Source organism: Niabella aquatica (assembly GCF_054779315.1).
This window is the reverse complement of sequence record NZ_BAAGYM010000029.1, coordinates 20,106-34,883: the sequence shown is the minus strand read 5'-3', so window position 1 is coordinate 34,883 and position 14,778 is coordinate 20,106. Positions and strand designations below refer to the sequence as shown.

At 41.6% G+C, this 14,778-nt stretch carries 10 protein-coding genes; 2 read left to right on the top strand and 8 right to left on the bottom strand.

Annotation, left to right across the window (positions count from 1 at the left end; translation table 11 throughout):
• Positions 1–281: 281 nt before the first annotated feature.
• The 8 genes from ACYVBM_RS19465 to ACYVBM_RS19430 form a co-directional block, all read right to left on the bottom strand.
• Positions 282–1,334 carry a glycoside hydrolase family 43 protein gene (locus ACYVBM_RS19465; RefSeq protein ID WP_460687372.1) on the bottom strand — a complete coding sequence of 351 codons (1,053 nt, stop codon included), beginning with the start codon at positions 1,332–1,334 and terminating at the stop codon, positions 282–284.
• A gap of 165 nt (positions 1,335–1,499) precedes the next feature.
• Complete coding sequence (locus tag ACYVBM_RS19460) at positions 1,500–2,936, bottom strand: MFS transporter (RefSeq protein ID WP_460687371.1); 1,437 nt, start codon at positions 2,934–2,936, stop codon at positions 1,500–1,502.
• A 24-nt stretch (positions 2,937–2,960) separates the two neighbouring features.
• A complete protein-coding gene (locus ACYVBM_RS19455) occupies positions 2,961–4,076 on the bottom strand; it encodes an endo-1,4-beta-xylanase (RefSeq protein WP_460687370.1) in 1,116 nt (371 codons plus the stop codon).
• Positions 4,077–4,086: 10 nt separating this feature from the next.
• Complete coding sequence (locus tag ACYVBM_RS19450) at positions 4,087–6,303, bottom strand: alpha-glucuronidase family glycosyl hydrolase (protein ID WP_460687369.1); 2,217 nt, start codon at positions 6,301–6,303, stop codon at positions 4,087–4,089.
• A 774-nt stretch (positions 6,304–7,077) separates the two neighbouring features.
• Positions 7,078–7,434 carry a dihydroneopterin aldolase gene (locus ACYVBM_RS19445; protein ID WP_460687368.1) on the bottom strand — a complete coding sequence of 119 codons (357 nt, stop codon included), beginning with the start codon at positions 7,432–7,434 and terminating at the stop codon, positions 7,078–7,080.
• A gap of 16 nt (positions 7,435–7,450) precedes the next feature.
• Complete coding sequence (trxB, locus tag ACYVBM_RS19440) at positions 7,451–8,395, bottom strand: thioredoxin-disulfide reductase (RefSeq protein WP_460687367.1); 945 nt, start codon at positions 8,393–8,395, stop codon at positions 7,451–7,453.
• Positions 8,396–8,501: 106 nt separating this feature from the next.
• Positions 8,502–9,362, bottom strand: coding sequence for a subclass B3 metallo-beta-lactamase (gene bla, locus ACYVBM_RS19435; protein ID WP_460687366.1), 861 nt, complete (start codon positions 9,360–9,362; stop codon positions 8,502–8,504).
• A 72-nt stretch (positions 9,363–9,434) separates the two neighbouring features.
• Entirely contained in the window at positions 9,435–11,543 is a 2,109-nt protein-coding gene (locus ACYVBM_RS19430) for a prolyl oligopeptidase family serine peptidase (RefSeq protein ID WP_460687365.1), read from the bottom strand.
• A 406-nt stretch (positions 11,544–11,949) separates the two neighbouring features.
• Between ACYVBM_RS19430 and ACYVBM_RS19425 the strand changes: the two genes are divergently transcribed.
• Positions 11,950–13,170 (top strand): 6-phosphofructokinase, encoded by a 1,221-nt coding sequence (locus ACYVBM_RS19425; protein WP_460687364.1) that lies wholly within the window; start codon positions 11,950–11,952, stop codon positions 13,168–13,170.
• A 109-nt stretch (positions 13,171–13,279) separates the two neighbouring features.
• Entirely contained in the window at positions 13,280–14,764 is a 1,485-nt protein-coding gene (gene pyk / locus ACYVBM_RS19420) for a pyruvate kinase (protein WP_460687363.1), read from the top strand.
• Positions 14,765–14,778: the final 14 nt, after the last annotated feature.

Below are 14,778 nucleotides of genomic sequence, written 5' to 3'. Positions count from 1 at the left end.
TGTTACGCTGCCACAGGTTGCTTTATCTCTTCAAAGTTGAAGCTTTTTCTACTTGTCATTTTAAAGAACTTGATTCGCAATTATTTGTGCCTGTTTATGACAAGCAAGTCAACTCAGTAGCAAGTTATTACAATATGTAATTTTTTCACTTTTATTTTAACAAAAACAGAAATAGCCCAACGGGCTAATCCCCAAAAAATATACATGCAATGTCTTATACCTGCCTTTTCATGACAGAAGCCTGCGTCTGTCATGCTCAAACAAATTCACAGTTTGTCATCCTAAACCAGAATTTCCAGATCGTTGTAAGGGTCAATTGTTTTTATAAACCCATTGGCATCATGTTCCAGCTTTGTAACTTTAATGCTGCGCAGATGTGTAACACCTTTGCTCAGGCTGCTGTCGTGATAGAACAAATACCAATCTCCCTCAAACTCACAAATGGAATGATGTGAGGTCCAGCCTACTACAGGGTTTAAAATCCTGCCCGCATAGGTAAAAGGTCCATAAGGGCTATTTCCAATGGCATAGCAGATAAAGTGACTGTCGCCGGTGGAATAAGAAAAATAATATTTGCCGTTGTATTTGTGTAACCAGCTTGCTTCGAAAAACCTCCTGTCCACATCGCCCTGTAACAGCGGGTTACCCTTGTCGTCCACAATCAGCACATCTTTGGCGGGCTCTGTAAATTCCAGCAGATCATCTGTAAGTTTGGCAACCTTTGCACATAAAGCCGGCTCGGTATCTCCAGGCAAATGAGCAAATGGATTTTCAGGCTCCGATGCATTGAAGCTACCACTACGCCAGCGCTGCAGCTGTCCGCCCCAGATACCGCCAAAGTACATATAGTGGCTACCGTCAGCATCTTTAAAAACAGCCGGATCTATAGAAAAGCTGTCTTTGATAGCCTCCGCCTGTGGTATAAAAGGCCCTGTTGGGGACTCGCTTATGGCAACACCAATCTTAAAAATACCATCGTACCCCTTGGCAGGAAAAAACAAATAATATTTGCCATCTTTTTCAGCCGCATCGGGTGCCCACATTTGCTTTTCAGCCCAGGGCACATCGTTAACATGCAATGCCAGCCCATTATCTTTTGCTGCTCCATGTGGACTATCCATAGAAATAACATGATAATCTTCCATTGCAAAATGGCTGCCCAGGTCATCAAATGCATCACCGGCATCTATATCGTGAGAAGGATAGATATAAATCTTTCCTTTAAACACATGTGCCGAGGGATCGGCTGTGTATATATGATTTACCAGTGGCTGTGACAGGGCTTTCTGGTTCAGCTCGTTAAAATTAATGTGATTGATATTTTCTTCTGGCATAATGCAGACCTCCCAACCCCTCCAAAGAAGGGATATTATTTAAATATGTTAGAAATATGATTTATAATAAATGGGCATGTTACAGTTTAATATTTTATTGCTGACAGCAGCGCTAAAGCCGGGTTCATGATCATAGTACATAATACATGTTTCATCATATTCTCTTTACATCCCCAAACGTTTTTGTTTCAGATCTGTTTCTATCTGTGTTTCCATTTTTTTATCTATTACATAAAAAAACAATAAACCCACTGCTACCAGGAACGGGATAGCGGGATAAATACTTACCAGCATTTTAGTTCCCTGTATGGCAGAGGCTGATTGCGGCACCGTACTTTGTGATACATAGTGGTAAAGCCCCAATATACCTGCAACCAATGACCCCCCAATGCTCAAGCCGGCTTTCAAGCCTACCATCATGGCTGAGAAAATGATGGCAGTAGCCCTCCTGTTGGTTTTCCACTCACTGTAGTCTGCCACGTCCGCTATCATAGTCCAAAGAATGGGAGTACTGATACCGTAAAAAAAGCCATGCAGGATCTGTGTGGCAAAAATCAGTTTTACAGATTGAGGCGGGTAAAAATAGAACAGTAAAATGAACAGTGTAGAAATAAATAAAGAAACCATAAATACATTACGCTTGCCATATTTATCTGCCAGTGTTTTGGATATCATAATTCCTATCAGGCCAACCAATATCCCTCCGCCGTTGAATACACCGAGCCCTAACGAAGTATCATTTTCGAATGTGGGCAGGTAAGGCTTTATCGGGTTGAGAAAATGATGAAGCTCTTCCTGGCTTACGTAATTTTCAAAGTAATAAACATAGGAACCGCCTTTCATTGCAAGGGTTATAAAAATAAGGATGGTAACTACCAGGATAAGAATCCAGGGCCTGTTTTTGAACAGATCACCCAGGTCTTCTTTAAGCGTTGATTTTTGCTCAGGTTTGGGTATGATCCGTTCCCGGGTAGTAAAAAAAGTAATCAGTAGCATGAGTGTACCTATAATGGCCAGCACGGTGATTACTTTTTCCATACCTGCTGCTTTATTTCCGTTACCTGCCTTCAATATCAGATTGTACATAAAAACCTGTACGAAGAACTGTGCAAACATCACAGCTACGAAACGATAAGAAGACAGGCTGTTCCGCTCTTTCATATTGCCCGTAATAACACCACTCAATGCTGAATAAGGAAGGTTATTAGCCGCATATAGCAGCAACAATAACGAATAAGTTACAACAGCATATATTACTTTTCCTTTGTAGGAAAAATCGGGAGTGCTGAATGCCAGTAAGGCAACTACGCCCAGCGGAACAGCTGTCCATAAAATCCAGGGACGAAATTTCCCCCATTTTGATTGTGTTCTGTCTGCAAGTACACCAATTACCGGATTAAAAGCAAAGGCTGCTACCAGCCCTACAATAAGAGTTACCAGCGTTGCATCTTCTGTTTTAAGACCATAAATATCGGTATAAAAGTAAGCCAGGTAGGTAACCAGTGTTTGAAATACCAGGTTAGCAGCAAGATCGCCCAGGCTGTAGCCTACTTTCTCTATTACAGAAAGCTTTTGAGAATCAGCAGTTGTTTTTAAACTCATAATTATAGGAATTAAAATTGAAGGCTACTTTTTAGTCGCTGCCACGCTGTAAAATGCGGGTTTAGGCTTGCCCTGGCGATCAAACAATAAAGGATAATTGGTTCTGCCTCTGATTGGCCAGCCGTTTAACCAGCTCTGACCATCATGTACTCCCCAGAATGTAACCCGGGATATCTTATCCTTATGTTTCAAGAATAATTTGAAAAGATCCGCGTAATCATCTGCCAGTTGTTGTTGTACACTATCAGGCAGGCCATTGATGTAAGGGTTAGATTTTTCATTAGCCTGCATGCGCTGGCTAACTTCTGCCCCTGTAAATGATCTTGGCAATACTTCAATGTCTAATTCGGTAAAAGCCACCTTAATACCTAATGCTGCATATGCTAAAATACTTTCTTCAATTTCTTTAAAAGGCACTTTTCCTATATGCCAATGGCCCTGGATACCTACTCCATCAATCTTTACCCCCGCCTGCTGAATTTTTTTTACAATTTCAATACAGCCGGCACGTTTTTTAGGCTGCTCGTTATTATAATCGTTGTAATATAAATCTGTATTGGGCGAAGCCTCAGCCGCTAATCTAAAAGCATCTACTATAAAATGCGCTCCTAGCTTATTTAAGAACGGTGATTTACGTAAAGTGCCATCTTCGTTTAATGCTTCGTTCACTACATCCCATGACTGTACTTTACCGCTATAACGTCCTGCCACTGTTTTTATATGATCGGTAAAGAATGTACGAAAGGAATCGACGCTCTCTATGCGCCGTGCAAAAGCAGGCATCTGGCTATGCCATATTAACGTATGCGCATTCACAAGAATATGGTTTTTCCTGCAGTATTCGACCAGCTGATCGGCTTTTGAAAAATCGTATTTTCCCCAGGCAGGTCGTAGCTCTTCGGCCTTCATAATGTTTTCGGGAGTAGCTGCATTAAAGTGATACGGCAGCAAGGCTACAGCCACCGGATCTTTTTGCTGTACCTGGGGCCAGCTTAATGCCGCTCCAATCAAAAAATCATTTTTAAAAAGATCTTTTAAAGAAGGGACGGGTTGCGGAGTGGTGGCCGTATTTTTTTTGCCCGGGGCACAGCTGCACAGCAATAAGAAACAACCAAAAATAACAGGGATAAAACGCTTCATTTCAAATAATTTACAGGTTACCTCCAATTCCTGGAGCATGAGGAAATTTTAAGGATTTATAATCATCTAAATTATGATTTGCTTTTTCATAGTTACCGGGAACCGGCATTCCGGAAAAAGTATGGAAGTATAACAAACAGGCATTCCGCCACCATTCTGCTTCTTTTTCCTGTATATTCAGTAACATGTTAACATGCTCATACCTTTCATCGTCTACAAACCTCTTCAGGCTGCTCCACGTTGCCTGCATCCATCGCACCGAATCTACACCACTGTTGTACTTATAGCAGAGCTCGTCCCATAAAGACCGTCCGCTTTTCATTTTAAAATCCCAGGGCACATGGTGAAACCACAGGATATATTTTTCATCACATGTATTGATATTACTCCATTCCTGCTGCACCTCCGGAGCATATTGAGCCAGCGCATCACTCCCTGTAGCAGTTCTGTCAAAACCTAACCCCTGTTTATCAGCTTTGTGATAATAAACGGGATTCCAGTCGGCCCGCCCGGCATTATCTACCCAGGGTGCAGGACCGTAATGATGTCCGGTACCCATAATATGGTTCAGCCCCAGAGGAGTCATATAGTTTACCACGGCCTCTCTTGAAGTCATCATCATTTGACGGGCAGTGCTTATAAATACATGATCATTTGTAAAAGTTTGCCGCAGCCATTCTTCAGCTACCTGCTGCGAAGACAGCTGATAGTTCCATGCAAGCCGCCCAAATGCATACCAGTTGGCCTGTCCAAACAACTGCCCGGTCCAGTTCCTGTCATTGCCGATATTAGCTACGCCCGCAATGGCGCTTACCGTATGATTATCGAGCGAACCATCTATAACTTTGGCAACAGTAGACCCCCTGCCTTTTGCGTAGGTATCAGCATCTAAGTATTCTTTAAATAAAGGAGCCAGGTAAACCATATGGGTACCCTGACCCAGGTATTCCTGGGTGATCTGGAACTCTATTGCCAGCGGCGTTTGAGGCATCGCTCCAAATAACGGGGAAAAAGGCTCGCGCGGCTGAAAATCTATCGGACCATTTTTAACCTGTACCAATACATTCTTTTTAAACTTCCCATCGAGTGGTTTAAATTCATTAAATGCCTGTTTAAACCGGTCTTGCGATGCGATGGTTTGTGTATGCTCTCCTGTTACTCCCTCCAGAAAATGCTCGTCTTCTTTTTGAACCCTTACATCATACACAAAGGCCCGCCACATAACGATACCTCCATGAGGCTCCAAAGCCTCTGCAAACATATTAGCGCCATCAGCATGGCTTCTTCCATACCCCTGCGGTCCAGGCTGGCCTTCCGAATTTGCTTTCACCAGGAATCCGCCGAAATCAGGAATTAAAGTATATATCTCGCTGCACTTGTCCTTCCACCAACGAATTACTTTACTGTTCAACGGATCTGCTGTATTCAGGCCTCCTATCTCAACCGGGGCGCTGAATTTGGCCGTAAGATACACTTTCAGTCCATAAGGTCGAAATACATCGGCAAGTGCCTTTACTTTTAACAGGTATTCCCTGGTAAGTACCAGCGAGCTGGCATTTACATTGGTGAGCACAGTACCGTTGATTCCGATCGAGGCATTGGCACGTGCATAATCTATATAACGTTGATCTATGTAATCCGGCAACGTATGCCAGTTAAAAATAGAAATACCGGCGTATCCACGTTCCACGCTTCTGTTCAAATTATCCCAGTGGTTTAAAATACGGTGTTGAATTTTAGGTACGCTTATTATTGAAAGCGCTGTAATATCCTGGTGGGTTTGCAGCAAACGTAAAAAGTTAAATACACCATATAAAACGCCGGCATCACCGGTAGCTGCTATGAATACTACATTACGTCCATTCATTTTTTGCGACCGTATCACATACCCCTCTTTTCCCAGGTGATAATTGCCTGCAGCAAGAAAGTCCTTTATAAGAACAGATGAGGCCGGCGTACCGGCAATCAGGCTATGCTGAGCAGCGACCCTGTTTGGTTGCACATCCATACCCAGCAAACCTTTAAGGCCTGCACCCAATTCCTTCCCTGCTATTTTCAGGGCAGGGGTTAATGCTGGTAATGAAAAGCCCCGTGTAAGCGCATGGTATTTTTTTAATACCGAAGGATCGTCAATCTTACGGTATCGCAGCCACAGATCATAGCCATTCTCTGCCTTTATTACATAAGAGAGCAAAATGAGTACAATAAATAAAATTTGTTTTTTCATATCAACGTTATAAACAAGCACCTGTAATTTAAATGCCCTGTAGCTCTTTATACCGGCATTTTATTCTTTTTCGTAACATGGCTATGATGTTTAAAAAGTAAAAATATGAATTTTTCTCTGCAATCGGTTTCATTATTGAAAAAACTTCCCTCCTTATCAAAAAAACAATGGTTCCGGAGCTACTTTAATGCAACTGATCACAGATAAAATACATAGAATATGCTACAACACTGTACCTTATAACGCATAAATATATTCAGTGATCTTTCCCACAGAAAGGAAGAATTCATATATACGTGTCCTCATTGTTCACCTGCTGAGCGATTGTATAGAAAAAATTCTCTTAGAATAGATAAATTCCTGTAATCGTTTGATTAAACTGTTATGTAAATTTCTGCTCGCTGGTCATGTCAGATAAATTTCCGGTTATAGGGTCATTGACCGGCATATCATGACGAAACAGCTAGGGAATATTTTCTGTTTTTTAACCCCAGAAAAAATACTTTATCCGAGATAAAAACAGAGCAGGAATATATGATGAATGCGGAATGGATAAAAACGGCAATCTTTTAATACCAGCTATCTGAAATCAAATGAACTTTTGAAAACAGGCTTTCAGATATTCTTTTTTAAAATACCCGGTACTTTTTTTAAGCAGCAACAGTTGTAGGTATTCAATTGATAATGTTAATTTCAATTAATCCCTCAAATCCTTGGTTGGATCTGAGATTCCTTACCGGATTTCGAACACAATGAAAATCAGGCTGGCCATAACTAATAGTCTTTTTCTATTTCCACACCAATCCTACCCTCGAAATTAGTAAGAGGCATTTGTAATTTGTATAAGCTCATCCTGAGCTTACCAATTTGCGGATATGTAGCTTTTATTTTTTCTGCCAATTGCGAAAGAAAGGTTTCCAGCAATTCGCGCGGCTGCAGCATCTCTGATTTTGCCAAAGCGTATATCTCTGCATAATTAATGGTATCACCGATATTTTCAACTACGGGTTGGGTTGAAAAAAAAGAGACGGAAATATTTAACTCAAACTCGTTCCCTAACAGCTTTTCTTCTTCATGAACTCCGTGGTAGGCGAAGAATTTTAATTTATCCAGGTGTAATGTTATCAACATATATTTTTATAAGATGTTACAAGCCTTTAGCTCCTAAATATCTTTCCGCATCCAAAGCAGCCATACAACCGCTGCCTGCAGCCGTTACAGCCTGGCGATAGGTTTTATCCTGCACATCTCCTGCAGCAAATATACCTTCCACGTTGGTTTTGGAGGTTCCGGGAATGGTGCTGATATAGCCTGTTTCGTCCATGTCCAGCTGACCTTTAAAAATATCAGAATTAGGCTGATGACCAATAGCAACAAAAAATCCCGCAACCGGGATCTCAGAAACCGCCCCGGTTTGATTATTTCTTATTTTAACGGCATTAACAGTCTTTTCCCCTAAAATTTCTTCTGTTTCCGTATTGAAATGAACCCGTATATTAGGCGCATGCAGCACACGCTCCTGCATCACTTTGCTGGCACGCATTTCATCGCGGCGAACTATCATGTGCACATTAGTACATAACTTGGAAAGGTATAACGCTTCTTCGGCAGCCGTATCCCCTGCCCCTACAATCGCTACATCTTTTCCCCTAAAAAAGAATCCGTCGCAAACAGCACAGGCGCTCACACCAAAGCCATTAAACTTTTCTTCACTTGGCAGGCCCAGCCACTTCGCCGAAGCACCGGTAGAAATAATCACAGCATCGGCCTCTACCAGCTTCTCATCATCTATCCATACTTTGTGCGGATGCCCCGAAAAATCAACTCTGGTGGCAATGCCATAACGGATATCAGCGCCCATGCGCTTTGCCTGTTTCTCAAAATCTATCATCATTTCCGGTCCCTGGATACCATCAGGATATCCCGGATAATTCTCTACTTCTGTTGTAATAGTTAATTGTCCGCCCGGTTGTATACCCTGGTACAATACCGGTTTCAGGTTAGCACGTGCAGCATATATAGCTGCGGTATAGCCAGCAGGGCCTGAACCAATAATTAAGCAATGCACTCTTTCTGTATTCTCGTCTGACATATATAAAAACTGATTTGTATAAATACAAAAATAGAGGGAAAAGGTTTATCGCCCGCGACTCCCGCCTAAAATACAAACCGGCAGTTAACATCCGGTGTATAAGTTTTTACGGATGCGCTTCAAAAGCTTTGGCGGCCTTTTCGAGCATTGTATCGTATCCTTTGCGATCTGCAAAAACAGCAGGATTGTACGCATCATTTTCTTTTCTTTTGGTATGCAACTCAAACTGGCTGGCATGGGCGGCCACCCACAGATCGAATTGCAGCTGTTGCATGGCGTTAATGGTATAAGCATAATCCTGGCGAATTTGCGGATAAGCCGGGATATCCGCAAAGCTCCTGTCGGTAATGATTGTAGGAACATTTGCGATCAATACTTTAAAAGTTTTATCCCTATCCTTAACATCAAGCATAAAACTGCAGGATCCTTTGGTATGCCCCGGATGGTGCAGCATTATAAGTTTTGTATCACCTAACTGTATCCGCTCTTTATCTTTCAACAGGCGGTCAGGCACTACGGGCACAAAGCTCCTGCCCAGGTGACTGAGTTCATAATCGTTGGTACCCCCGGTTTTGCAAACAGGGGCATCCGCTGCATCTACATAAAACTTTGCGCTGGTTTGCTTTTTTATAGTAGCTACTGCACCCATGTGATCATAATGCGCCTGGTTCGTCAGCAGTATTTTGAGATCAGAATACTTAAACCCCAGTGATTCGATATTCTTTTTAATTTGTTCAGCTGAGCCTGACAAGCCCGTGTTGATAAGTATATTTCCCTTATTGGTTACAATGAGATAGGAAGCCAGATCGTAGGTACCCACATAGTACAAATTGCCTGCAATACGAAAAGGTTGACAGGGTTTAATCCATTCGGGATTATTCAGTGGCTCATTTACTGCCTGGGCGGCTATAGATCCTGTAAAAAATAAGGGCAGTATCGCCAGCACCACCCACAGATTTCTTTTCATGGTATGTTATCTTTTAAAATCACAAATAGCTTAAAAAACGGGCCTGTGCCCGTTTCGGCAACCAGTTTACACTCAGTCTTTATAGTTCATCCCAAGGTTATACATGGTAAATGCCCAAATGTCTGCTGCCTCTTCAATAACCTTACTGGTAGGCTTTCCGGCACCATGCCCGGCATTGGTTTCGATACGGATCAAAACAGGATGATTGCCTTTATGATATTCCTGCAGTCTTGCTGCGAATTTGAAGGAGTGCGCGGGCACCACGCGGTCGTCATGATCGCCGGTAGTTATAATAGTAGCAGGATAAGATACCCCTTTTTTTAGATTATGGTAAGGGGAATACCTATACAAATAAGGAAAATATTTTGCGGAATCGGCACTTCCGTATTCTACGGCCCACCCCCAGCCAACAGTAAATTTATGATAACGTAACATATCCAGCACTCCCACCTGCGGAATGGCTACTTTAAACAGATCAGGACGTTGGGTCATTACGGCGCCCACCAGCAATCCGCCATTGCTTCCCCCGCGAACGGCTATTTTACTTTTGCTGGTATATTTTGCTTTGATGAGATATTCGGCCGCACCTATAAAATCATCAAATACATTCTGCTTGTTGAGCAGCATACCCGCCTTATGCCATTCCTCACCATACTCATTTCCACCGCGCAGGTTTACCACTACATAAATACCACCCTGCTCTACAAAGAAGGCATTGCTTACACTAAAGCCTGGTGTCATGGGTATATTAAATCCTCCGTAACCATATAATAATACCGGGTTATTCCCATTTTTTTTTATCCCTTTTTTATAAGTTACAAACATAGGCACTTTGGTACCATCCTTACTGGTGAAGAACAGCTGTTCAGTTACTATATCAGCGGTGCTCATATTGATCTCTGTTGTTTTGTACAACTCTGACCGCCCGCTTGCTATATCATATCTGTAAATGGAGGGTGGTGTAGCAAAAGATGAATAGCTATAATAAAAGCTTTTGTCGTCCTTTTCTGCACCAAACCCGCCTGCAGCGCCAATTCCGGGCAACTTAATCTCCCTGATCTGTTGGCCGTTATACTCATATTGATAGATGCGGCTTGATGCATCTTTCAGATAGCTGGTAAATAAATTGCCGCCACCGGTACCTACCCCCAGCAATACCTCTTTCTGCTCAGGGATAATGGTCTGCCAGTTGTCACGTGCAGGATTCTGAAGGTTTATGGCTACTACCCTGAAGTTAGGCGCTCCGTAATTGGTTTTTACTAACAGTTTGTCGCCATCATTATCAATTACACTGGACTCTGTATCAAAGCCTTTTATCAGCAGTTTAAAACCTGCCTGGGCGGGATCCTGCAGATCTCGGTACCAAAGCTCATCACCGCTGGTTCCTGCTGAAATATTTAAGATCAGGAAACGTTCATCCTCAGTTAAATCACAATTAAAATAACGCTTAGGATGTTCTTTATCCTCATAAACCAGCCGGTCATCAGACTGTGCAGTTCCTATTTTGTGAAAGTAAACCTTTTGGTACTCATTAGCCTTGCTGAGTTTAGATTGTTCATCGGGCTTATCATAAGCACTGTAATAAAAGCCTTCCTCACCTTTCCATGCTGCCCCTCCGAATTTGGTCCATTCAATTTTATCGTTCAGCAACTTTTTGCTTTCCACATCCATCAGGAAAATTTCTGTCCAGTCGCTGCCGGCTTTAGATAAAGAATAGGCTAATAGTTTGCCGGATTTGCTAAACGAGATATCGCTTAATGCCACTATGCCTTCATTGCTCAATGTATTAGGATCTAAAAACACTTCCGGGGTGGCTTCCAGATCCCTGGTACGGTAGAGCACCGCCTGGTTCTGTAATCCATCATTTTTATAAAAGTAGTACCAGTTCCCTTTTTTAAACGGTGCTCCGTATTTGGGATAATTCCAAAGCTTTTCCAGCCTGGCTTTTACCTGGTTCCTGAAAGGGATTTTTGCGAGGTAGGCATTGGTAACTTTATTCTGCTCAACGACCCACTTTTTTGTAGCTTCGGCATTATCATCTTCCAGCCATCGGTAAGGGTCTTCTACTTTTGTTCCGAAATAATCATCGGTTACCGCTTCTTTTTCCGTAAGCGGATACTGAATCTGTGCCTGCATTGCCATTGTTGTAAATATTGCTATAAGTGGTAAAAGCTGCCTCATATGATTTTCTTTAATATTCCCAAAAATATTCCATTGATCTTTATGAAACGTTACCGGTCATCAAAAAACATAATTCAGCTTTGTTTTGGGTGCATCAAACTTTTTCGTGGTATTGTTGGTAAAAAAACCCGGCAATGGCCGTGGCTCCCTGTTGCGTCTTTTAATAAACAGCCAGATCATGAAAATATTTATACCTCTTTCGGCACGAACGCACAAATTTAACCTGGTAGATTTTAATACAAGAAGATATTTTTTAGTTAAAATAGCATTAAATAATGCTGTCCTACACTTATTCGTGTGTTTTATGGGATAAAATTCTGCAAGTTTATAGGTATACCCTGCCTGTGTTTTCTGCACACAACATAATTTTTAATATATTTGGGGCTTATAATTATAATAACCAAATATGCAACAGAGTATTTTAATTCTTGCAGCCGGAGGCCCGGCGCCCGGCATTAACACAGTAATAAGCTCAGTATCTAAAATTTTCCTGAAAAGCGGATATAAAGTGATTGGCCTTCACGATGGTTACAAGAACCTGTTTACCGGCAAAGCAGATATCCTCGATATTGATTTTGAAACAGCGGATATCGCCTTAACCAGGGGTGGCTCTATTTTACGAATGAGCCGTTACAAACCTAAGGATGCGGAGTTTACAACAGATTTTTTTGTAAATAATAATGTAAAGCTTTTAGTTACTATAGGCGGTGATGATACCGCCTCCACTGCTAACAGGATCTCAAAATTCCTTACTGAAAATAAATTTCCGGTTCAGAATATACACGTTCCCAAAACGATTGACAACGATCTTCCCTTACCCGATAATGCACCCACCTTTGGCTACCAGAGCGCAACAGAAGAGGGGGTAAGAATTACCAAAACCGTGTATGAAGATGCAAAAACATCTGCCAACTGGTTCGTAATTTCTGCTATGGGGCGTGAAGCCGGCCACCTTGCTTTCAGCATTGGCGCCTCCTGCCAGTTACCTATGATCATCATGCCGGAAATGTTTACAAAAGCTGAATTGAATTTTGAAAATATCACCAGGCTTATTGTATCAGCTATTTTGAAAAGAAAGCTGATGGGTATTAATTACGGAGCCGCAATTGTGAGTGAAGGTATTTTTCACTTTATGAGCGATGATGTCATTAAATCGTCAGGTGTTCAGTTCACCTACGATGCACACGGTCATCCTGAATTAGGCAATGTAAGTAAAGCTCATATCTATAATGTATTACTTCAGAATAAATTAAAAGAAATAGGACTTGATGTAAAATGCCGCCCGGTAGAGTTAGGCTACGAGCTGCGTTGTTTACCTCCGGCCGCTTTCGATCTGCAGTACTGTACCCAGCTCGGCACCGGTGTTAAAAAACTTTTTGACCAGGGATTAACTGGCTGCGTGGTAACTGTAAATACTAAAGGTGAAGTAAATCCTTTGTTCCTAAAAGATGTAACCGGTGAAAACGGTAAGGTAAAAACAAGGCTGGTAAATATTGAGGATGCTAAAACAAAGATGGTGATCGAAGACAACCTCCAGTATTTAACAGAAGCAGATGTGGAAGCTGCGAAACAACTGGTTAGCAATCCCGAAGAATTCGTATTCTCAACTATTTTAAACTGGAAATAGAAGATCATAGTTATTAAAAAAAGAGCTGCAGTTATTGCGGCTCTTATGCTTTTTAATAATAGCTCATTCTAAACCAGCCGATTTAAAAAATTCAATTACATTCAATATTATGGCTAAAAAATTAGCATCAAAAAAAACCGCTGCATCCAGGGCAGATCAAACATTTGCAAGAACAAAGATTGTTGCTACCGTAGGCCCCGCCTGCAATACCTACAACAAACTACTGGATCTTGTAATGGCGGGGGTAAATGTTTTCAGACTTAACTTTTCTCATGGGGAGCACGAAGAAAAAGCACAGGTTATCCAACACATCAGACAAATTAACAAAAAAGAAAATACCCACGTTGCCATCCTTGGCGATTTACAGGGGCCTAAATTAAGGGTTGGTGAGATCGAAGGTGGCGGTATGCCTATTAGTCCCGGTGAAAAATTTATTTTTACCAATAATAAAATAATTGGTAACAAAGAAAAACTGTACATCCATTACCCTAATTTTTATAAGGATGTTAAAGTGGGTAATAAAATAATGATTGATGATGGTAAGCTGGAGGTAATTGTAAAAAAGATACTACCGAATAATGATGTAGAAGTTGAAGTATTATTAGGAGGATTTATTTCTTCCAAAAAGGGAGTAAATCTTCCGGATACTAAAATATCTTTGCCTGCGCTTACAGATAAAGATATTGCAGATCTTCAGTTTATCATTGAGCAGAAGCTGGATTGGGTGGCACTGAGCTTTGTGCGCCAGACAGAGGATATTAAAAAGCTTAGAAAAATACTGAATAAGCATAATAGCAAAACAAAAATCATTGCTAAAATAGAAATGCCGGAAGCGATCCCCAATATCCGGGACATTATTAATGCTTCTGATGCCATTATGATTGCACGTGGTGATCTGGGTGTGGAATTGCCGGTAGAAAAAGTACCGCTTATCCAGAAGAACATTATAAAAAAATGTATCCACCGCGCAAAGCCTGTAATTGTAGCTACGCAGATGATGGAAAGTATGATCGACCGTACCAAACCTAACCGAAGTGAAATTACGGATGTAGCCAATGCGGTTCTGGAAGGTGCGGATGCTGTAATGTTAAGCGGGGAAACAGCTACCGGCCAGCATCCCACGCTGGTGGTAGAAACCATGCGCAAAATTATTTTGGAGATAGAGCGCACCGAATACAATTATGACCTGGATGAGGTATTAACTCCGCAACCACATTCTCCTACCCTCTCAAGTGATGCTATTTGTTACAATGCCTGTAAGTTAGCAAGAGACGTTGCTGCTAAAGCGCTTATCGGTATGACACAAAGCGGCTATACCGGCTTTATGTTAAGCAGCTTCAGGCCTAAAGTTCCTTTGTATATTTTTACCAAGCATGAAACGCTGATCAACCAGATGAGCCTGGGCTGGGGCATCCGGGGATTTTTATACGATGACCACGATAGGGAGCTGGACACTATTTTTGAAGACCAGATAGATATCTTAAAAAAGGACGGCTTTTTAAACAAGGGCGATACTGCTGTAAGCACTGGCAGTACCCCCGTACATTTAAAAATACCTACCAATACTATCAAGATCACTAAAATAGAAAAATAAATCTTTTATAGTTG